Source organism: Cohnella candidum (assembly GCF_003713065.1).
GTDB lineage: Bacteria > Bacillota > Bacilli > Paenibacillales > Paenibacillaceae > Cohnella > Cohnella candidum.
Genome location: NZ_CP033433.1, coordinates 1,834,287 through 1,855,489, shown reverse-complemented (window position 1 = coordinate 1,855,489; position 21,203 = coordinate 1,834,287). Strand labels below are relative to the sequence as shown.

At 58.0% G+C, this 21,203-nt stretch carries 21 protein-coding genes; 14 read left to right on the top strand and 7 right to left on the bottom strand.

The features are described 5' to 3' along the window. Positions 1-90: 90 nt before the first annotated feature. Entirely contained in the window at positions 91-573 is a 483-nt protein-coding gene (locus EAV92_RS08745; RefSeq protein ID WP_123040724.1) for a MarR family winged helix-turn-helix transcriptional regulator, read from the top strand. A 58-nt stretch (positions 574-631) separates the two neighbouring features. Here the strand turns inward: EAV92_RS08745 and EAV92_RS08740 are convergent, their stop codons facing one another. The 4 genes from EAV92_RS08740 to EAV92_RS08725 all read right to left on the bottom strand — a co-directional run bounded on the left by EAV92_RS08740 (position 632) and on the right by EAV92_RS08725 (position 4,399). Further along, positions 632-1,396 carry an alpha/beta fold hydrolase gene (locus EAV92_RS08740; RefSeq protein WP_123040723.1) on the bottom strand — a complete coding sequence of 255 codons (765 nt, stop codon included), beginning with the start codon at positions 1,394-1,396 and terminating at the stop codon, positions 632-634. Between the two features lie 142 nt (positions 1,397-1,538). Further along, the gene (locus EAV92_RS08735) at positions 1,539-2,738 is read right to left on the bottom strand and encodes a CapA family protein (RefSeq protein ID WP_164472698.1); all 1,200 of its coding nucleotides are present in this window, start codon (positions 2,736-2,738) and stop codon (positions 1,539-1,541) included. 16 nt (positions 2,739-2,754) lie between these two features. Continuing rightward, on the bottom strand, positions 2,755-3,618 hold the full coding sequence (locus tag EAV92_RS08730) for a class I SAM-dependent methyltransferase (protein WP_420888824.1): 864 nt from the start codon (positions 3,616-3,618) through the stop codon (positions 2,755-2,757). 31 nt (positions 3,619-3,649) lie between these two features. Further along, positions 3,650-4,399, bottom strand: coding sequence for a response regulator transcription factor (locus EAV92_RS08725; RefSeq protein ID WP_123043642.1), 750 nt, complete (start codon positions 4,397-4,399; stop codon positions 3,650-3,652). Positions 4,400-4,552: 153 nt separating this feature from the next. Here EAV92_RS08725 and EAV92_RS08720 point away from each other — a divergent pair, with 153 nt between their 5' ends. Further along, positions 4,553-6,649 carry a sensor histidine kinase gene (locus EAV92_RS08720; RefSeq protein WP_164472697.1) on the top strand — a complete coding sequence of 699 codons (2,097 nt, stop codon included), beginning with the start codon at positions 4,553-4,555 and terminating at the stop codon, positions 6,647-6,649. Positions 6,650-6,667: 18 nt separating this feature from the next. Here EAV92_RS08720 and EAV92_RS08715 read toward each other — a convergent pair whose 3' ends face one another. Then, positions 6,668-7,024: a helix-turn-helix domain-containing protein gene (locus tag EAV92_RS08715; protein WP_338134409.1), complete on the bottom strand. Its 357-nt coding sequence runs from the start codon at positions 7,022-7,024 to the stop codon at positions 6,668-6,670. 175 nt (positions 7,025-7,199) lie between these two features. On the opposite strand from EAV92_RS08715, the gene map reads away from it, so the two are divergent. Next, positions 7,200-7,949, top strand: coding sequence for a type I methionyl aminopeptidase (gene map, locus EAV92_RS08710; RefSeq protein ID WP_123040719.1), 750 nt, complete (start codon positions 7,200-7,202; stop codon positions 7,947-7,949). Between the two features lie 17 nt (positions 7,950-7,966). Continuing rightward, a complete protein-coding gene (locus EAV92_RS08705; RefSeq protein WP_123040717.1) occupies positions 7,967-8,236 on the top strand; it encodes a hypothetical protein in 270 nt (89 codons plus the stop codon). Positions 8,237-8,287: 51 nt separating this feature from the next. On the opposite strand, the gene EAV92_RS08700 is transcribed toward EAV92_RS08705, so the two are convergent. Together EAV92_RS08700 and EAV92_RS08695 are read right to left on the bottom strand one after the other, a co-directional pair. After that, entirely contained in the window at positions 8,288-9,304 is a 1,017-nt protein-coding gene (locus tag EAV92_RS08700) for an N-acetylglucosamine kinase (RefSeq protein WP_123040715.1), read from the bottom strand. 4 nt (positions 9,305-9,308) lie between these two features. Further along, complete coding sequence (locus EAV92_RS08695) at positions 9,309-10,607, bottom strand: 6-phospho-beta-glucosidase (protein ID WP_123040714.1); 1,299 nt, start codon at positions 10,605-10,607, stop codon at positions 9,309-9,311. Positions 10,608-10,836: 229 nt separating this feature from the next. Here EAV92_RS08695 and EAV92_RS08690 point away from each other — a divergent pair, with 229 nt between their 5' ends. The 10 genes from EAV92_RS08690 (at position 10,837) to EAV92_RS08645 (ending at position 21,178) form a co-directional block, all read left to right on the top strand. Further along, the gene (locus EAV92_RS08690; protein WP_123040712.1) at positions 10,837-11,700 is read left to right on the top strand and encodes a MurR/RpiR family transcriptional regulator; all 864 of its coding nucleotides are present in this window, start codon (positions 10,837-10,839) and stop codon (positions 11,698-11,700) included. Between the two features lie 207 nt (positions 11,701-11,907). Next, complete coding sequence (murQ, locus tag EAV92_RS08685; RefSeq protein WP_123040711.1) at positions 11,908-12,822, top strand: N-acetylmuramic acid 6-phosphate etherase; 915 nt, start codon at positions 11,908-11,910, stop codon at positions 12,820-12,822. 48 nt (positions 12,823-12,870) lie between these two features. Then, positions 12,871-14,316 carry an ABC transporter substrate-binding protein gene (locus tag EAV92_RS08680; protein ID WP_123040709.1) on the top strand — a complete coding sequence of 482 codons (1,446 nt, stop codon included), beginning with the start codon at positions 12,871-12,873 and terminating at the stop codon, positions 14,314-14,316. A 93-nt stretch (positions 14,317-14,409) separates the two neighbouring features. Then, positions 14,410-15,312, top strand: a complete 903-nt coding sequence (locus EAV92_RS08675) for a carbohydrate ABC transporter permease (RefSeq protein ID WP_123040708.1) — start codon at positions 14,410-14,412, stop codon at positions 15,310-15,312. A gap of 19 nt (positions 15,313-15,331) precedes the next feature. Continuing rightward, on the top strand, positions 15,332-16,195 hold the full coding sequence (locus EAV92_RS08670) for a carbohydrate ABC transporter permease (RefSeq protein WP_123040706.1): 864 nt from the start codon (positions 15,332-15,334) through the stop codon (positions 16,193-16,195). A gap of 1 nt (position 16,196) precedes the next feature. Next, positions 16,197-17,369 carry an anhydro-N-acetylmuramic acid kinase gene (locus EAV92_RS08665; protein ID WP_123040704.1) on the top strand — a complete coding sequence of 391 codons (1,173 nt, stop codon included), beginning with the start codon at positions 16,197-16,199 and terminating at the stop codon, positions 17,367-17,369. A gap of 28 nt (positions 17,370-17,397) precedes the next feature. Beyond that, a complete protein-coding gene (locus tag EAV92_RS08660; protein ID WP_123040703.1) occupies positions 17,398-18,369 on the top strand; it encodes a GNAT family N-acetyltransferase in 972 nt (323 codons plus the stop codon). Positions 18,370-18,371: 2 nt separating this feature from the next. Next, a complete protein-coding gene (locus EAV92_RS08655; protein ID WP_123040702.1) occupies positions 18,372-19,085 on the top strand; it encodes a PIG-L deacetylase family protein in 714 nt (237 codons plus the stop codon). Beyond that, complete coding sequence (locus EAV92_RS08650) at positions 19,076-20,221, top strand: exo-beta-N-acetylmuramidase NamZ family protein (RefSeq protein ID WP_123040700.1); 1,146 nt, start codon at positions 19,076-19,078, stop codon at positions 20,219-20,221. The genes EAV92_RS08655 and EAV92_RS08650 overlap by 10 nt, the downstream gene beginning before the upstream one ends. 30 nt (positions 20,222-20,251) lie before the next feature. Next, a complete protein-coding gene (locus EAV92_RS08645; RefSeq protein ID WP_123040699.1) occupies positions 20,252-21,178 on the top strand; it encodes an N-acetylglucosamine kinase in 927 nt (308 codons plus the stop codon). The last annotated feature ends 25 nt before the right edge of the window (positions 21,179-21,203 follow it).

The window sequence follows — 21,203 nt, the reverse complement described above, 5'->3', positions numbered from 1 at the left end:
TAAATATTTAATTGCATTAAACTATCTTTCGACAATGCCCCTGAGTATAATAAAAGAGAAGGCAAGGTTCGGGAGGAGTGAGACGTTTCGATGGACACGGCGGCGGAATTTGTGAAAATCTGGATGAAGCTCACGAAAGAATGGAGCGCCCAGCTGGAGGAAGAGCTGGCTCCGCAATTGACGGCCGGGCAGCTGGAGGTGCTCGAGCTGCTGCTGGCGAAGGAGCCGATGAAGCCATCGGAGCTGCTGCCTTTTTTGGAAACGACGCCGGCGGCGATTACGACGCTGCTGGACCGGATGGAACGCGCGGGACTGGTCGAACGGAGACGCGACGAGGGCGATCGCCGCATCGTCTGGATCCATATGACGGCGCTCGGCCGCTCGGAAGTGGAACGCGGCTTGCGCGTAAGAGCGGGCGTCGCGGGACGTTCGCTGGAACGGATATCCGCTCATAACCGGCAGCTTCTCGTCTATTTGATCGGGAAAGTCGCAGGTACGAGGGAATCGGGAACGCCCTCGGCGGAGAAAGCCGGCGAGAAAAGCCAGGAAGCCGGCAAAGAAAAAGGCGCCTAATGCCTTGCGTCTCATCCATATAGATGAAAGCCCCGGGTAAACGCCCGGGGCTTTCATCTTATTTTGCAGAGGTTACTCGGATCCGTTCCAAGCACGCAAGAATCGCTTCCATGACGACGGAAGGCTCCGTTAATTGGGGGAAGTGCCCGCTTTTCGAAGCGATGACGTGCTCGCCGAAACGGGACAGCACGACTAGCTCCAACTGATTCTGCATTCGGTGCCTTCGGGCTTCGGGCGGCATGAATCGGTTTTCTTTCCCGCCGGTCACTACCCATACGGGTATGTCGGGAAAGTCGCCGCTCTCCCGGATTTGTTCCGCCGTTCTTTCCACGAAATGAACCTCGCCGAATTTCTTGTGCGGAGACAACGAATCGAACAGGGAGAGCAGTCTGTTGACGGCCTTTACGCCCTTGCCTTGATAGTCTTGAAGCGCAAGGTCCCGCGGATGGCTGGCTTCGAGGAAGACGACTCCAGCCGCTTCGGCGGGATGAAGGCGGGCGAATAATTGCGCGTATAGGCCACCCAAAGAATGGCCGACCAGCAAGTACGGAGGTTTGAAGCCGGTCATCGATAAGGCTTCCCGCAATGCTTCGACAATTGCAACGCCGTCTTGGGGGGATGCGGGTTTGTCGCTGCCCGCGACGCCGAACCGGTTATACGCGAATACCGATGACGCGGCGGAAAGAGCGGGCAGGACTCGCATCCAGCCTTCGATAGGTCCGGATCCGCCGTTGATCAGGATGATCGGCGGGTCGCCGGTTCCCGAGACGTGAATTTGTAACGATCCTTGTGAGGTCTTGATTTTGGATTTGGAAAAGGACATTGGCGGCACCCCTCAGCGAAACGTGATAACCCGTCATACGTGCTAGCTGATGAGCGGTTCCATTTCATGTAAAAAACGGCGGAGGACGAAGACATGAATGCCTGTCTTCATCCTCCGCCGTTTCGGAGGGATAATCGTTTTTTCATTGCTCGTAAGTGTGCAGATGCTGCTCGATGCCGGCCAGTTTCGCTTTCAAGTCCGCATAGTCGGCTTCCGTTAGGCTGGCGTCCTTACGTTCATCGAGCGTCTGTCGAATAGGAAGTACGGTATAATGGCGCTTGCTGCCGGAATTCTCGATATGCACAGCGGTCGGCGTTAGGCCGATCCGATCCCAGGTGGTCAATGAGGATCCGTCGGGCTGTCGTTTTTTAACGACATGCACGGAGAAGATGAGGCCGACGTCTTTCCAATCTCCGGATTGGTTGGAGACGAAGTTGCCGAGCGAGTAGATGACGACGCCTTTCCGGTTTTGTTTCAAGCCGCTTTCCGATGCGGGAACGCTCACGACGTCGTAAGGCTGCACGACATGGGGGTGGGAACCCAGAATGATGTCCGCCCCGGATCCGATGGCGGAGCGGACGATTTTGCGCTGCTGGTCGTTCGGCAGCCGCTCGTATTCCGTTCCGAAATGAAGCGATACCGTGACGACGTCCGCGCCGGCTTTTCTTAACTTCGCGATATCGCCGGCCATTCGTTTCGGATCGATGAGATTGACGGAGTAGGCTTTATCCTTGGAGATCGGAATACCGTTCGTGCCGTATGTGTAAGCCAGGAAGCCCATCCGGATGCCTCCGCGGTCAACGATCGCCGTCCGTTCGGCGTCCTTCGGCGACTCTGCGGTGCCGACCGGGATCAATCCGGCTTTGCGGACGTTGCGCAGCGTGCGCTGCACGCCGGCAAAGCCCCGGTCCATCGCGTGGTTGTTCGCCGTAGACACGAGATCGAAGCCGGCTTCGCGCAGGTCAACCGCTAACTGCTCCGGCGCGTTGAATTTCGGATAACCGGTAAATTTCAGATCGGCCCCGGCCAGCGGCGTCTCGAGGTTCCCGATGACCCAATCGCCCTCTTGGAATAAAGGAGAGACCCGTTCGAACCAACCTGAGAAATCGTACCGCTTGGTTGCGGCGTCCAAGTAGCCGGGAAGCTGCGGAGAGTGGACCATGATATCGCCGACGGCCATCAGGGTCGCTTCCTGCGTCGGCGGATCGGAAGCGAGCGAAGCTTGGCGTGCTGCGCGGTCCGGCGGGGAAGCGGACGTGAACGCCCCGGGAAGCGAAACGTTCAGGCACGCCGTCAGCAGGAGGACGCAAACGAGCGTAAGGAGCGCCGGAGTTCGGCGCAACGTTCGGCGTCCGTTTTTAAGCATTGCTCTCCCAACGGCCGAAGATCCCGCAAGGGAGAACCATGCCGCTGTTCGTGATGGGAAGCCCGATTTCCCCGCAATTCAAGCTTCCGCCGTGCTTACGCCGAAAAGCCATATGCAGCAGGTTGTTCAGGACCGTAGGCGAAATGCCCGTCGTGTAGGAATTCACGAGAACGAACAGAGGACGATCCGACAAGATGGAAGTACAGGATTCCAGGAACGGATACAGGCTTTCTTCCAGCTTCCAGACTTCTCCGCCAGGTCCGCGGCCGTAGGATGGAGGGTCCATGATGATCGCTTCGTACTGGCGGCCGCGCCGCTGCTCCCGTTCGACGAACTTGAATACGTCGTCCGTGATGTAGCGGATCGGGGCCTCCCCCAGGCCGGACAATTGGGCATTCTCTTTGGCCCATTGGACCATGCCCTTGGCGGCGTCCACGTGGCAAACTTCGGCGCCGGCCGCCGCGGAAGCGAGCGTAGCGCCTCCGGTGTACGCAAACAGGTTGAGCACGCGGATCGGCCGGCCGGCTCCGCGGATTTTGTCCATCATCCAGCTCCAATTGAACGCCTGCTCCGGGAAGAGACCGGTGTGCTTGAAGTTGGTCGGTTTGATGTGGAACTTCAGCGGTCCGTAGGAGATCTGCCAGCGTTCCGGAAGCGTGCGTTTAAACGTCCAGTTTCCGCCGCCCGACGAGCTGCGGTGATAATGTCCGTCCGCTTGCCGCCACATGCCGGTCTCGGCTTGAAGCGGCCAAATGATTTGCGGGTCGGGACGGCGCAGGACGATGTCGCCCCAGCGCTCCAGCTTCTCGCCGCCGCCGGTGTCGATCAATTCGTAGTCCTGCCAATCTTTTGCCATCTGGATCAAAGAGGTTTCATCCTTTTTACATTTATATAGGTTGCTTTATTTCTTGCTCCGAGCCGATTCCGCCGTCCGGACAGAACCGGTAGCCGAATCCGCGCACGGTTTGAATCCATAGAGGACGGGAAGGATCGTCTTCGACCTTCTTGCGCAGGTTGCTGACGTGCACCATCAAGGTCCGCGTGTCCCCCATGCTGTCGGATTGCCAGACGCGGCGGTACAGCTCGTCGAGCGGGAAGACGCGGTTCGGCTGTTTGGCCATGACGGCCAGCAATTCGAATTCCTTGACGGATAAAGGGATCCGCTCGCCGTTGCGCCGGACTTCCAAGCTTCGAAAGTCGATTTCCAAGCCGGGGAACGCAAGCGTCGGCAGTTGTTCGTCCTGGTTTTTCCCGTTCATCCTGCGCCGGCGGATATGCGCCCGGACGCGGGCGACGAGCTGGCTGGGACTGAACGGCTTGGTGATGTAATCGTCTCCGCCCTCGGAGAGTCCGGTGATAATGTCGTTGTCTTCGCCTTTGGCGCTCACGAACAGGATCGGGACGTCGGCGCATGTACCTGCGCGCAATGACCGGCACACTTCGATGCCGTCCGGTTTACCGAGCAGCACGTCGAGGATGATCAAATCGGGCGACAGGTCTTCGGCCATCCGGATGGCGTCGCGCCCGTTATCCGCCGTATGTACCGCATAACCATCTCTCTCCAAGTAAAGTTTGATCAATTCGGTAATTTCCGTTTCATCGTCCACAACCAGAATATCGGCTGTCGGCCCATTCACGTCGGTTTCCCCCAAACGATGGCTTTAAGCTCATGCTCTCAAGCTTCATCCCATTATAACGAAAGCGTTGACGTCGAATCAATGCGCCGTTACAATGACGTTCGAAAACAAAAAACGCGCGGAAGCGGCACGGAGCGGGAGGGAGTCACGGCCATGAGGCTGCAGTCGGGATGGAAAGCGAAATGGGGAGGACTGCTGCTGGCCGTCGTGTTGATTCTCCTGCTGGTGGACAGCTGCTCCGTTCGCGTCGATCGGCAGGCGCCGAAGGCCGAGGACGGCGTCTTAGACCTCTCAACCTGGGATTGGAGCCGCGATGGTGCGGTTTCCCTCGCCGGAACGTGGGATTTCGAGTGGCTGGGCTCGAACGGCGGCGGAGGGAAGAATGCGAAAACCTCTCTGGAAGTGCCCGGCATGTGGAGAGATAGGCGCGCCGGCGACGGAAGCCGGATTCCCGATGTCGGTTACGGGGAGTATCATTTGAAAATCCTGCATCCGGATTCGCCCGACTTGCTTGCCATCCGCGTACCGAACATTTCCACCGCCTATCAAATGTATATCAACGGAAAGCTCGTCCTATCCCGAGGACATGTCGGCCCCGATTCGACTCACACGACTCCTTACCAATTGCCGGGCACCGCTTATGTCACGGATCCGGGTCCAACGACGGACATCCGCCTCGTCGTCGCCAACTATCATCATCGGCTCGGAGGCATCCGCACGGACCTCATCATGGGGAGCGCGGAGCAGATCGACCGCCTGCAGTCCCGCAACGCCGCGCAGGAATTCATCGTGTTCGGCTGCCTGCTGATGATCGGACTTTACCATATCGGTTTGTTCGCGCTGAGGAGGTCGGAATCGGCGAACTTGTTTTTCGCGATGCTTTGCCTGCTTGTGGCACTCCGGATGGGGGTCATCGGGGAAGGGTTCCTCGTCCGCTGGTTCGATATCCTCGATTGGCAAACGTCGGTCCGGCTCGAGTATGCCGCCTTCGTGCTGAGCGGCTGGGCGGGACTGGCATACTACCATAAAATGTACCCGGACGAACTGCGCGGCAGGTGGGTCGCGGTGTCCGGCGCGTTCGCGGCCGTGTTGGCGGTTAGCGCTGCACTGCTGCAGACGATCGTGTTCACGTCATGGCTCGCGGTCTACCAAGTTTATTTGCTGACGAACTGCATCATCATCCTCGCGGGCTTGGTGCTGAGCGGATACCGGAAACGCGAAGGGGCCAAGCTGGCGCTCGTGGGCGTGGCCGGCATGGTGGCGGCGATCGTCAACGACATGCTGTTCTACAACGGCTGGTGGCGGTCCGTCGACCTCGTGCCGTTCGGGCTGTTGTTCCTGATCATCATGAACTCGTTCATTATCGCGATGCGGTCCTCCCGGACTTTCGAACGCGCGGAGCAGATGTCGGCCGAGCTGAAGGAATGGAACGACCGTCTGGAAGAGAGAATCGCGGAGCGGACGGAAGAGCTGAGTAAATCGTATGAAACGCTCGAAGAAACGAAAACGGGCCTGGAGCGGATGGAGCAATCCCGGCGCCAGCTCGTCAGCAACATCTCGCACGACCTGCGGACGCCCATTACGCTGCTGCAAGGGTATTTGGAAGCTTTAAGGGACGGCGTTATCAGCGACGACGCCCAGAGGGATTCGACGATCCGGCTGATGCTGGGGAAAGTGGAGGGGTTAAACGGTCTGATCCACGACCTGTTTGAGCTGTCGGTGCTGGAAGCCCGCCGCGTGGAGCTGTCCTGTATCAGCGTGACGCTGGAGGAGTGGAAGGAGCGGTTGAACGAACTTTATGAGTTGGATATGAAGGAGAAGGGCATGATCTTCTCCTGCGCGCTGGATGCGGAGGAAGACGCTTGCGCCAAGGTGCTGATCGACGCCCAGCGGATGGACCGCGTGTTCGCCAACCTGCTGTTCAACGCCGTCCGCTATACGCCGCAAGGCGGCCTCATCCGGATCGTCCTGCGCCGATTGCCGGATTTGGGGATGGCGGAAATCTCCGTGGAAGACAGCGGCTCCGGCATCGACCCCGACGATCTTCCGTTCATTTTCGACCGGTTCTACAAAAAAGACAAGTCCCGTCATTCCTCTTCCGGCGGAAGCGGACTGGGGCTTGCCATTTCTCGCGAGATCGTGGAACTGCACGGAGGGACGATCGGGGCTTTCAACCGGCCGGAGGGCGGGGGCGCTTTCCGAATCCGGCTTCCGATGTGGGAATCGCGGGGCGCCAAAATCCCTTCCTGACGGAAGGGATCGGCCGGGCTAACCGCCGCCGCTTCGTTCTTGGGGTTCTTGGCGGATCAAATCGCTCATTAACCGGATGGACTTTCTTCGTTGTTCCTGGTCCATGTGTTGGAGAAGGGACATGATTTCGCGGGTGTCTTGAGTGTCCGAAGTCTCGGATTTATGCTTGGAGGAGGTGCCTCCGATCATATAATCCAGCGAAACGTCGAAAAAAGCGGCCAATTTGATCAGCGTCTCGTACACGGGCTGGCGGTTATTGATCTCATAGTGGCTGTACGCCGACCGCGTAATGCCGATATGGCGAGCCACCTCTTCCTGAGAGATATTCCGCCGGAGTCGAAGTTCCCTCAGGCGTTCTCCCATGTTCATGTTCATGAGCATAACCCCTTGACACGAATTCAGGTTAACCCTATTTGTAATGTATGATACAAATTGTATCATGTCAAGCTTTTCGATACAAAATGTTTACGCTTACGTGACAATGCATGCCTGCGCGTGAGCCGAAGAAGAGTATAATGAAGCTAAACGCACAACGGACGGAGGACATGAGATGACGGTCGGTTCCGAAAACGATCTGATCGCGCTGAGGCGCATAGGTAAAATCGTTGCGATGGCGCGGGAGGAAATGCTGAAAAACGCGAGAGCGGGAATCACGACGGCCGAGCTGGACGAAATCGGCAAACGGGTGTTGGACCGGCACGGCGCGAAGTCCGCGCCGAATCAGGTGTACGGGTTTCCCGGGACGACCTGCATCAGCCTCAATCAAGTTGCGGCGCACGGCATCCCCGGAACGGCCAAGCTCCGGGAGGGCGACGTCGTCAACGTCGACGTGTCCGCCGAGCTGGACGGCTACTACGCGGATACGGGCGCGACGATCGTCGTGCCGCCCAGCCGTTCGGCACTGAAAGAGAAGCTGTGCGCGAGTTCGAAGCGGGCGCTCTTGAAAGCGATCGGGCAAGCGAAGGCCGGGACGAAAGTGAATCAGATCGGCCGGATCATCGAACAGGAGGCTCGCTCGGACGGATTCCACGTCATCCGCAACCTGTCGGGCCACGGCATCGGCAAAGCGCTGCACGAAGCGCCGGACAACATATTGAATTTTCGCGATCCGCGTGATAACCGGCTGCTGACCAATGGGCTGGTGCTGGCCGTGGAAACGTTCCTGACGACGGGCGCGGAGCTCGTCGATGAAGCCGACGACGGTTGGGGGTTGGTATGTTCCGACGGAAGCTTCGTCGCCCAGTTCGAGCATACGATCGTGGTGACGCGGGGAGAGCCTTTGATTCTGACGGCGATTTGATCAAGGAGGAAGACGCAATGAACGCGAAGATAACGAGCGCGGAGATGGCTTACAACGAGAGGGACGGTTATTTCGGCCGCGTCCGTTTCGAGGTGGAAGGACATAAGCAGCCGTACGAATTGACGCTGCAGAGCGACAAACGGATGGACGACTGGAACTATTCGTTGAATTTCCTCAGCGAATCGGGCGTCGAACAGCAAATCGAGGCGGTGGAACAGGCGATCGAAGAGAACGACGACTTTTTCGACGACCTGGTGGAAGCGGCCGTAAACGCAATGGAAGCCTGAACGGGGAGTTCAGGCTTCCTTCGTGCCGGATGGCTTGCCGCGTGCTCGCGGTCACCGTCCGTTGTTGATCCGTTGATGCAGTTCATGGATGACTTTCCGCCGGGGTTCGGGTTCGGGGGCGTGCCCGCGAGTCAATTCGAGCGCCCATAGGATGGCGCCGGCGGCCGGAGGCACATCCAAGATCGAATAGCGGCAGCTGTGCGTGGTCCATTGGGCCACGTATTTTTTGTATCGGTCGAGCAGAAGCGGGGTTTCGGCCTTCACCCACACCGATCCGGCCAGCACGATATCCACTTCTTCGCCGAAGTCCAAGCTGTTCATGCAGCCCGCGGTGGATCGGGCGAGCTGCTCGGCGGAACGGTCGACGATTTCCAGCGCCGCTCCGTCGCCGGCGTCGGCGGCAGCGAACAGGATCCGCATCAGCTCCGTGTTGGGAAGCGTCCGATTCACCACGCCGTCCAGCGCCGTCTCGAGGAAAATCTCTTGATCCTGAATGCCAAGCAGTGTCATTACCGATCCCGTCATCCCGGTTTTGGGTCCGAGCCGATAGAAAGAATCGTAAACGGCCCGAAGCACTTTTCGCGCCAAGAAATAGCCGCCTGCTTCATCGCCCGACAGTTCGCTGCCGACGCCGCCCACTTGGAGGCGCCTGCCGCTCGGGGAGATGCCCCCGGTGACGGTGCCGGAACCGTTGATGGAGCAAATCCCGCTTCCTGTCGGGCAACCCGCTTTAATGCCGAGGAATGAGTCGTTATCGACGGCGTAGAGGTTGAAGCCGATGCGCTCCAAGATCTCGCTCAGCCGTTTTTTCTGAGAAGGCACATCCGCGCCGGCCAATCCGAACGCGGCGGCTTTCACGTCTTCGATCGCAAGGCCGTTGCGTCCGAGCAGTTCCGAAATGTTCTCGTTCATGACGCGGTGCGCGCTGACGTAGCCGTCCGGAAACCTTTCGTGGCTGCACGTCCCGGCACGGATATGATCAATGAAGTTTCCTTTGATGTCGAATAAGAAGTAGTCGGTTTTGCTGTTGCCGCCGTCAACGCCGATGACGCAGTTTGGGTTCGCCATCTGCTTAGCGGGACGCCGAGTCGAAAAACTGGGGCAAATAAGCCTTGTGGGCTTCCTTCAATTCATGGAAACATGCGTACGCCGCATCGTAGTCGCCGACGAGCGGATTCATGAGCAGCGCGCGCATCGCCGCTTCCTCGCTGCCGGTAACGGCCGCGGCGACGGTTTCGCGTTCATACGCTTTGACCATGCGCATGTAGTCGATGATGTGCCGGTTGCGGAAATCGTTCACTTTGATCGGTTTGGCGCCGTTCTTGCCGACGACCGCGCAAACCTCGACGGCGTCGGTGTCTTCCATGAAATCCAGCGCGCCTTGGTTCAGGAGATTCACCACGTGAACCTCTTGTTTGTCGTTGTAGATGGCGTCGACCAGGCTGATCGCCACTTCGGAATAGTTGGCGCCGCCGCGGGAGGACAGCAGCTCCGGCTTGACGTGGAGTTCCGAGTCCGAATAGATTTTCAGAAGGTCTTCCTCGATCTGCATGCATTTTTCGCCTCGGGAAAGCTCAGCCTCTCGGACCATCTTCAGCTTCTTCTCTTTAAAATAGTAATATTCCAAATAGGAGGAGGGAATCGCCCCGACGAGCTGGATCAGCTCCTTGCTGAAGCCGCTGGACGGAATGTTCTTCATGGCCTCGCTGTTCAGACCCATTTGCAGCGCCTGCTGCAGATAATCCGTGCCGTCCTGTTCGATCGACGTAATCCAGCTGAGGTGGTTCAAGCCGACATAGGTGAAGTTAGCTCGTGGAAGCGATAGCGTTTCGCGGATGCTTTTAAACATGTTATACGGAACGTTGCAGAGGCCCATCATCTTGATGCCCCCGTGGTTGAGCAGGGCTTCCGTGTTGATGCCGGCCGGGTTCGAGAAGTTGATCAGCCAGGCGTCCGGACAAAGAGCCTTCATCCGTTCGGCGATATGGAGCATCACGGGGATGGTGCGCATCGCTTTGAAGAAGCCGCCGATGCCGCACGTTTCTTGGCCGATCAGCCCGTATTTCAGCGGGATTTTCTCGTCCAGTACCCGGGCCGGAAGCTTGCCGACGCGGATTTGGCCGAGTACGAAGTCGGCGCCCGCGAGCGCCTCGTCCAAGTCCTGGGTCATCGTCACGCGGCAGGGCACGTTCTCCGCCCGGATCATCCGCTCGCTCAGCCGGCCGACGACATCCAGCTTTCTGGCGTCGATATCCATCAATACCAGCTCGCGGATGGGCAGTACTTCCTTGCGTCTCAGGATGCCTTCGATCAGTTCGGGCGTATAGGTGCTGCCGGAGCCGATGATCGCGATTTTCAATTCCTTGTTCATGTGGGCCACCTTCCGTAGGATAAGCTGGGGGAAACCTTCTGAATTTGTCGCTATTATAGCACGCGCGGAGAAGGGGCAACAATAATATGCAGAAATAATATTTCAGTATGACGTAAATGCTTCGAAATAAAATTTCTAACTTATTGTCGCCAATCCACAAAAGCAAGCTTGTATTTTCGAGCGAATGGGCTTACTATTTAGGAAAAACGAGGATAAGTAGGGGAACGGCATGGCTATACATGACAATATCCTGATTAAAATCCGGGAGATGAAGGACAGCCTCACTCCCGTCGAGAGAATGGTCGCCGAATGCATCCTCGCCAACCTCGACGAAGTTCCCCATCTTTCGATCAAAAGCCTGGCTCAGCTCAGCAAGACGAGCGACGCGTCCGTGCTGCGGTTCTGCAAGACGATGGGCTACAGCGGCTACCGAAGCTTCATCGTCAGCATCTCGGCTTCCCTCGGTTCGAGGGAGGAAGAGCAGAAGGAGACGTACACGGACATCCAGCCGGGGGACGACCTCTCGATCATCGTCTCGAACATTTCCCGCAATAATATGAAGTCGATCGAAGATACCCTGAGCATCATCGACCGGAACGAAATCGCCAAAGCGGTGAAGGTGCTGCGCTCCAGCAACCGGATCGTGTTTTTCGGCATCGGGGCGTCCGGGCTCGTCTGCATGGACGCGGAACAGAAGTTCTCCCGCATCAATAAACTGTGCCACTCCTATACCGACGGCCACAGCCAGTTAACGGCCGCGACTTTGCTCGGCAGAGGGGACGTCGCGTTCTTCGTGTCCAACTCCGGCGATACCGTCGAAATTCTGGACGCGCTCGAGATCGCCAAGAGGAACGGCGCCACTTGCATCGCGCTGACCAAATACACGAAAAGCGAGCTGGCGGACAAGTCGAACATTCTTCTCAGCATTTCCACGCCGGAGCTGACGATCCGAAGCGGGGCGATGGGATCGAGGATCGCGATGCTGACGGTCATCGACATGCTGTTCGCGGGCGTCGCCAGCGCCGAATACCAGAACGTAAAAAAATATCTGTCGAAAACCCACAACATCCTGGCCGCGAAACATCGGAAATAAAGCGGCATCGACATCGGCCCGTTTGTCGGCCGGTGTTTTTTTGTGACTTTTCATGAAAATAAAAAACAGCAATAAGTTTTATAGTGAAATTTTATTTCAGAAACTATTGACGGGTGCGGCGGCGAAGCTTTAAGATAACTTCCAGAGAGAGATGAGACCATCTGTTGAAAGAAGGGTCGCAACCAAACACAGGGTAGGGGAATCGACATGAACGAATATCTCGCGGGATTGACGACGGAGGAGATCAATCAGGATACCCGGATGATCGACGAATGCTCCACGGAACAGATGCTGCAGCTGCTCAATCGCGAAGATGCTCAAGTTCCCGCCGCGGTTGCCCAAGAAATTCCGCAAATCGCGAAAGCGGTAGACGTCCTGCATCACGTGCTGAAGAACGGCGGCCGCATGTTCTACATCGGAGCCGGCACGTCCGGCCGGATCGGCGTCCTGGACGCTTCCGAATGCCCGCCCACGTTCGGCACGGATCCTTTGCTCGTGCAGGGACACATTGCCGGGGGAGACACGGCGCTTCGGGTGGCGGTGGAAGGATTCGAAGACAACGCGGAGGAGGGGATCGCTTTAATCGACAGATGCGGGGTGACGGACAAGGACGCCGTTATCGGCATTTCCGCCAGCGGCAGCGCCGCTTTCGTCATCGCAGGATTGAAGAGGGCTTCCGAAATCGGAGCCAGCACCATCGGAGTCGTGAACAACAAGAATTCCAAGCTGGAAGCCGTCTGCGACATCTGCATCGCCCCGGTCGTCGGACCGGAAGTCATCATGGGCTCCACCCGGCTCAAAGCGGGGTCCGCCCAGAAGCTCGTGCTGAACATGCTGTCTACGAGCACGATGGTGAAGCTCGGCAAGACCTACAACAATCTGATGGTCGACTTGAAAGCGAGCAACCAGAAGCTGCACGATCGCTCCTTGCGGATTATCAGAGCCGCGACGGGCGTGGATTTCGACACCGCCGCAGACTTCCTTGAAAGGGCTTCCACGAATTGCAAGCTCGCCATCATGATGATCAAAACGGGCCTAGAAGCACCGCAAGCAGAGCAAGCGCTGGATCAATGCGACGGCAACCTCAAAGCGGCAATAAATTCCTTTATGAAAGTTATTTAATCCGCTTGGCCGATCGCATCCCATACAATGAATTTGAGGAGGATCTTCATGAAAAGAAAAATGCGCGTAGCATCGCTCATTCTCGCCTTAACGCTCTCCGCCGGTTCGCTCGCCGCGTGTTCGTCCAAGAACGACGGTGGAACCGCTTCCCCTGCCGCTTCGGGCGCTTCGTCCAGCGCGGCAAGCGACGCGAAAGACACGATTACGGCACTGCTTCCTCCGGTTTCTCCTACTTACCAAGACAACTTCAAGCAAATGGAAGCCGATTTCAATAAGCAGTATCCGAACTTGACCCTCAAAATCGAGCCGGCCAGCTGGGAAGACATGACGCAAAAGCTCGACACGCAAGTCAACGCGGGCAGCCCGCCGGACATCGCCTTCATCGGCTCCGACGGAATATCGAAATACGCTCAGCAAGGCATGCTCATGGACATTACGGACTCGGCAACGACCGACATGGTCGAGGACTACGACAAAGCGCCGCTCGAATACATGAAGAACGGCAAAGGTCTCTACGGCTTCCCGGCTTACATGGAAGTGCACGCCCTCGGCGGAAACAAGCAATTCCTCGAAGCAGCGGGCATCGATTGGAAATCGATCCAGAAAAACGGCTGGACGTACGACCAGTTCCGCGAAGCGATCAAAAAAGGCGTCGTGAAAGACGGCGACAACTACAAGCGCTACGGCTTCGTATTCGCGACAGCGGGCGTTACCGGCAAAGACTACCTGAACATTCTCGCCAAGAGCGCGGGCATGCCGTCGGTGTTCACCCAAGACCTGAAATACGCTTACACCAGCAAAAACTTCCTTGAGCTTCTGAAAGACGTCCGTCAGCTGATCGACGACGGCTCCATGCCGAAAGAACTGAGCTCCATCGACGGCGGCAAACGCTGGAACATGTTCCTGACCGGCCAGACGATGATCACCGGCAAAGGCCTTGCGACCTTCGAAAACTCCGCGAAGAAGAACAACGCGAAGCTGGACGCCAAAGACGCCAGCGCCGTCAAGGACAGCATCAAAGTCGACTACATCGTGCTGCCGGTTCCGACGTTCTTCGGTCAGCCTGCGGTGTCCTACACCGTCGTTGACGGCTACGTTACCTTCCGCGGCAAGAAAGAGCCGACGGCCGAGCATAAAGCGAACGTCGTCAAAGCGGCTTACTTCCTGGCCAGCGGCAAAGTAGCGGCCACGACGAACAACGACCTGTTCGCCGCCCACATCACGAAGAGCGCCAAGAAAGAAGCCGAAAGCATGAAGATCGACCGCATGCCGGAAAACGTCGAAGCCGTTCAAACGATGCTGTCGCATGCAGCGCCTGCGCGTCCCGACATCCCGGTAGAGCTCGGCGCCAAAGCGACGAAGATCGAAACCGAAGTCATCGTACCGAAGCTGCAAGCGCTTCTGGCGAACGAAATTTCGCCGGACGACATGTACAAAGCGGTGAAAGACGCAGCTGTCGAAGCCTTCGGCGAAGACGGAATCGTGAAAGACTGATCGGCCGTCATTTTCGGATAGCCGCGTGCCCGGCATGCGGCTATCCGATATCTTTATAAGCACGCAAACCAACGGGGGAAGGAGGCCGGCAAGATGGCACAGCCAGCAGCGCAAGGAAAGAAGCTCAAAATGAAAGGCGACGGGGCATGGGGTTATGCTTTCATCGCCGTCGCCTTGGTCATTTACGCCCTATTCACGGCATACCCGGTCGTGAAGGCGTTTCTCGTCAGTTTTCAGGAATACAAACCGCTGGGCTCCACCTACGTTGGGTTCGACAATTACGTTTCGTCGTTTCACAGCGCGCTTTTTTGGAAAGCGATCCGGAATACCGTCGTGTATACGGTGCTGACCGTTCCGGTGGCCCTGGTGTTGTCCTTCGCCATCGCGATCATGATTCTCCCGCTGCGCAAATCGATGCAGACCGCGTTCAAAGCGATCTATTATCTTCCGGTCGTCGCTTCCGGCGTCGCTTTGTCGGTCGTCTGGCTGTGGATCTACGATCCGCTGCCCGCGGGCATTTTCAACCAACTGATCCATCTGTTCGGGGCGCATAACCAGAACTGGCTCGGCTCCAGCGCCACCTCGATGCTGTCGCTCGTCATCATGTCCTGGCTGTCCAGCCACGGCGCGAGCATCATCATCTACCTGGCCGCGCTGCTCGGCATCGACGAGAGCTATTACGAGGCCGCGGATATCGATGGAGCGACATTCTGGCAGAAGCTTTGGCACATCGTCATTCCTTGCTTGAAGCCGACGACGCTGTTCCTGCTCGTCACCGGCGTCATCGGATCGTTCCAGGTGTTCCAGAACGCGTACCTGATGACCGGCGGCGGTCCGGACCACGCGACGACGATGGTCGGCCTGCTCATTTTCGACAACGCCTTCAAATACTTCGAATTCGGCAAAGCCGCGGCACAATCGCTCGTGCTCGCGTTCATTATCGCCATCATCTCCTTGATCCAGTTTAAGTTCCTGGGCAAAGACGTGGAATATTGAGGGGAGGGGAGACACGGCTATGGCTCTTTACAACAACCACGCAGGCAATCGTTCGTACAAAAGGAATCTGCGCAACGGCATCATCATGGCACTGCTGCTCGTGTTCGCCTTGGCGACGTTGTTCCCGATCTATTTCATGGTGATTTCCACGTTCGGCGATCCCGTAGAGGCAGGCGCCGTGAGCTATTCGCTGTGGCCTGCGAAGTTCACTTTCGCTTCTTACAAGTTCTTTTTCGATTACAGCGAATATTCTTTCCGGTGGATCTGGAACTCGCTCATCGTCGCGGGCAGCGTCATGGTGTTCAACGTCATTTTCGCCACCATGGCCGGCTTCGCGTTTTCCAAATTGCGTTTTAAAGGCCGTTCCCTTCTGTTCACGATGCTTCTCGTCGCCATGATGATTCCGTACCAAGTGACGCAGGTGCCCCTCTACATCCTGATCGTCAACATTTTCGACATCCAGAATACGTACGGCGCGCTCATCCTGCCGGGTCTCGTGACCGTGTACAACATCTTTTTGGCGAAGCAGTTCATGAGCTCCATTCCGAACGAGATTCTGGAAAGCGCCAAGGTGGAAGGGGCGAACCAATTCCAGATTTATTGGAAGATCATCATGCCCCTGTCCAAAACGGTCATGGCGGTCATGGCCATCCTGACGTTTATGGACAGCTGGAATACGTTCTTCTGGCCGTTCCTCGTGACCAACACGATGGACATGCAAACGATCCAGGTCGGTTTGAAAAATTTCCGCTTCGCCAACACGACGTATTTCTCGCCGATGATGGCGGGAGCGACCGTATCGGCCTTGCCGATGTTCATTCTGTTCTTCAGCTTGCAAAAGTACTTCCTCGAAGGCGTCACCGTCGGCGCGGTCAAAGGTTGAAATGGGGACCGCGAACGTACGCCGGGAGGGCAGCCGATATGCCGTAGGGTTGATGTCGGGTACGTCCGTGGACGGGATCGATGCGGCTTTGGTCGAGATCGTCGGGAAGCCCGGCGCCCCGGACGGCGTGAAGCTGATCGCGTTCGTAAACACGCCGTTTCCGCCGGACGTCCGGCAGGAGATCTTTAAGCTGTTCGAACCGTCTTACGCGACAGTAGACCGGATCGGACGGATGAACGTGACGCTCGGCAAGCTTTACGCGGACGCCGCGTTGTCCGTGATCGGGCAGGGCGGGCTCGCGCCGGTTGACGTCTCGTTGATCGGCTCGCACGGCCAGACGATCTACCATGCCCCGGAAGATCGGTATACGGTCCAGATTGGGGAAGGGGCCGTCATCGCGGCCGAGACGGGCATTCCTTGCGTCTCCGATTTCCGCGTCGCCGATATCGCGGCCGGAGGGCAAGGGGCGCCTTTAGTTCCGTTTACCGAATATTTGCTTTATCGGGAAACGGCGAGGACGCTGCTGCTGCAGAACATCGGAGGCATCGGCAACGTGACGGTCATCCCCGCCGGATGCGTACCCGAGGACGTCTATGCGTTCGACACCGGACCCGGCAACATGTTGATCGACGGGGTCGTGTCTCGGCTTACGGACGGCGCAATGTCGATGGATGCCGGCGGGGCGATTGCCGCCAAAGGCACCGTGGATGATACGCTGTTCGAACGCCTGCGGCAAGACGCGTACTACGCGTTGCCGCTTCCCAAGTCGACGGGCCGTGAACGGTTCGGATCCGCTTACGTGGAAGAGTTGCTCCGTTATCGGAACGAGTCTGGCCTGTCTGCGGAAGATCTGGTTGCCACGGTCACTCGACTGACGGCATGGTCCATCGGAGACGCGTACGTCCGCTTCATCCGGAACCGGCAAGCCGCGGACGCCATGATCGTAGGCGGGGGCGGCAGTTACAATCCGATTTTGATGAGCTTTTTGAAGCAAGAGATGGAGCCGCACGGCGTGCAAGTGTTGACGCAGGAAGAAACGGGAGGCAACAGCGACGCCAAGGAGGCGGTGGCATTCGCTTTGCTGGCCGATTGCACGATGTCCGGCGTCCCGAACAATCTTCCTTCGGCCACGGGAGCGCGGCGGCAGGCGGTTCTCGGTAAAATTTCATACTGACGCGAATACCGGCGGAGGTGACGCAGCTATGTTGTCGACTTGGAAAGACGATTACCTGGGCGATGTAATTGAACTGTGGAACCGGGAAGCCGTGCGAGAGGGCTATAAAGAGATGACGGAAGAAAGCTTTCGCCGCGTCTTTTTATCCAGCCCTTATTTTGATTCCGCCAATACGTTCGTATGGACGGACGGGGAAGGCGGACCCGTGCAAGGCTTCGCCTGCGGCTGCTCGGGAGACGACCTGCCGCTCGGGGCAGACGCGGGATACGTCACGTGCGCCTTTCTCGAGGGTGAGGCCGGAACCGAAGAAAATTACGCGATCCTGCTGGACGCGATCGAGGCGCGTTTCCGGGAACTGGGGAAGAAGCAGGCGGAGGTCCTTTTCTTTAACCCGATGATGCTGCCTTGGTACATACCGGGCACGCCGAAGCACGAACACAACAACGCCCCCGGCGTGCCGGAAGGCAGTGAGCTTCACCGGGTACTGTTGAACCGGGGTTATGCGCAGCGGGCGACGCAGCACGCCATGTATTTGCCTTTGGACGGCTTCGCTATTCCCGAAGAGATCCGCGTCAAAGAAGGTAAAGCGCGGTCTGAGGGATATACGGTGGCGTTGCATGATCCGGAGCGGGTCCGCGGCGTGGAGCCGATGCTTGACGCGCTCGGCAATCCTCTCTGGTCGAGGGAAATCTCTCAGAGCGTGGCCGCCGGCATCCCCGTGGTGATGGCGGACTTCCGCGGCGAGGCGGTCGGCTTTGCCGGACCCGTCATCCGCCAGGAGAGCGGCAGGGGCTATTTCGCCGGGATCGGCGTCCGGCCCGAGCACGAAGGCCACGGCCTCGGCAGCATCCTTTTCTTCAAGCTGTGCGAAGCCTTCCGGAATATCGGAACCGAATACATGTCCTTATATACGGGAAGCACGAACCCGGCGATCAAAATTTACGAGAAAGCGTGCTTCCGAACCGTCAAAAAATTCGCCATCATGCGAAAGGAGTTTTAACTATGAGCGACAAGAAACTGACGATATTGGCGATCGGCGGACACGTAGGCGACGCCGAATTGACCGCGGGCGGCGTGTTGGCCAGCCATTCCCTGAAGGGGGACCGCATCGTAACGCTGGCACTGACGCCAGGCGAACGCGGCGTTCCGGCCGGACAGGACATGGGGGAATATAAGGCGCAAAAAATCCGCGAGGCGCATGCCTTCGCCGAGATGCTCGGCGGAGAAGCGATCGTGTTCGACGACAACGCGGACGGCGAGCTGCCGGACGACCAGGACATCCGCTTCCGCGTCGCCGACGTCATCCGCCGCGTGAAAGCCGACGTCCTGATCACGCATTGGAAGAACAGCATGCACAAGGATCACATGACGACCCATCGGATCGTCAACGACGCCCGCTTTTTCGCGGGTTTGGCTTCCTTCCAGAGGGAGCTGCCCGCATATTTCGCGTCCAAGCTGTACTACGCGGAAAATTGGGAGGACGCCGTCGATTACCGCCCGTACGTCTACGTGGACTTCGACCAGGAAGCGTTCGACCTGTGGGTTCGCGCCGTATCGCAGCATTGGTTCGTCACCGGCAGCAAATCGTTCCCGTACCTCGAGTACTATAAACATTTGGCCCGGGTCCGCGGCATCGAGGCCCGCAAGCAGTATGCCGAAACCTTCATGATCCCGGAAGAGACGATGCGTCTCCGCCAGACTTCGTTATGGTTCTGAACGGAGTCGACAATCTCGATCGGCACGCGTCGCTTTTTCAGGGGAAGAGGATTGGCCTCATTACTTCGCCGACGGGGCTGACGCGCGATTTCCGGTCCACGATCGAAGTGCTGCACGAACGATTTCACCTGGCTGCGATGTTCTCGCCCGAACACGGCGTCCGCGGCGACCAGGAAGCGGGTGGGCTCGTCGAAACGTACGGCGACCCGATTACCGGCGTGCCGGTGTACAGCTTGTACCGGAAAGACTCGAAACGGCTGACCAGCGAAATGCTGGAGCAAGTGGATATGGTCGTCTACGATATCCAAGACGTCGGCGTGCGCTACTATACGTTCATCTATACGATGCTGTATGCTTTGGAGGATTGCGCGAAAGCCGGAAAACCGTTCGTCGTGCTCGATCGCGCCAATCCGCTGGACGGCGTGACCGTCGAAGGCAACGTGCTGAAGCCGGGTTATCAATCTTTCGTCGGGAATTACCCGCTGGCAGTGCGATACGGCCTTACGGCCGGCGAAGTGGCCATGATGGCGAACGACGAAATGAACTGGAACGCCGAGCTGCACGTGATCCGCTGCGAAGGATGGGAACGAGGCATGCTGTTCCCGGGAACAGGCCGTTTGTGGGTTCATCCTTCGATGGGCATTCCGCGGTTCGAAACGGCGCTGCTGTATCCCGGAACTTGCCTGTTCGAGGGAACCAACCTTTCGGAAGGCCGAGGCACGACGTTCCCATTCGAGATGATCGGTGCTCCGTTCATCCGGGCGGATAGACTGGCGGAGGAAATGAACCGCAAACGGCTGCCGGGGGTGACGTTCCGCCCGGTTTACTTCAAACCGACGTTCTCCAAGTTCCAGGGCGAAGTTTGCGCAGGCGTGCAAATTTACGTCACGGATATCCGCGCCGTTCGTCCCGTAGAGACGGGAGTCACTTTACTTTATGCCATTAAAGATCTGCACGAACCGTTCGCCTTCTTGCCCCCGGTGAAGGAAGGCTCCCGGCCTTTCATCGACTTGCTGGGCGGCGACAACGTTTACAGACGGTCGGAGTCGTCGGACGTGCCGGCGATGCTCGAAGCTTTCCGCGAAGAAAGCCGGGCGTTCGCCGATCGGAAACGGCCATACCATTTATATCGGTAAGCGGAAGCTTAATAAGGAAGGGATCGAAGCATGAGATTCGTAGCCGGCTTGGACGGAGGCGGGACGAAGACCGCCGTGAAGGTGGCGGACGAGCAAGGGAACGTCGTCCACGAATTAACGCTGGGCTCGCTGAACTATAACGGCCAAGACGAGGAGACGATCCGGCGGACGATCCGCAACGTCTTCGAAAACATCGCCGGCGCGATCGGAGGCTTGGAACGGTGCGCGCATGTTTGCATCGGCGCCGCGGGCATCAGCAATCCGACGGTCGCGTCGAGGCTGGAGACAAGCGTTCGGGCCTGCGGTTATGAGGGGGCTTTGACGATAACGGGCGACCATGAAACCGCACTCGTAGGCGCGTTGGACGGCGGCTTCGGCATGATCCTGATCGCGGGAACCGGCTCGATCTGCCATGGACGCAACGCGGCAGGGGAAACGCATCGGACCGGCGGCTTCGGCTATCTGATCGACGACGAAGGCAGCGGCTACAGCATCGGGCGCGACTTATTATCGGCGCTGGTGCGGGCGGGCGACGGTCGGATCCCTCCGACGCCCATCACCGAATTGGTTTATGCTCAGCTGGGGATGGACAAAGTCCGCCAGGTCATCGGTTTCGTCTACGATCCCAAGACGGGCAAGAAAGAGATCGCGGCGCTCGCGCCATTGTTGACGGAGGCTTGTAAGATGGGCGACGCGGCGGCACTGGGCATCGCGCGAAAAAACGCGGCCTCCCTCGCGGAATTGGTCGCGCCCGCGGCGGAAAGGCTGTCCTTGCAGCGCGGAAATCTCGCGATCGCGGGCAGCGTGCTGCTGGGCAATCCTTATGTGCAATCCGCTTTCCTGGAGGCGCTCTCGAACCTTTATCCGGAGATGAACGTTTTCCCGGCCAAGAAGGATGCCGCCGGCGGCGCCGTACTGATGGCGCTGGAACGTCTGCATCATTCTTCGCCGAAATGACGCAAAAAGAGGGATACCGCAACGA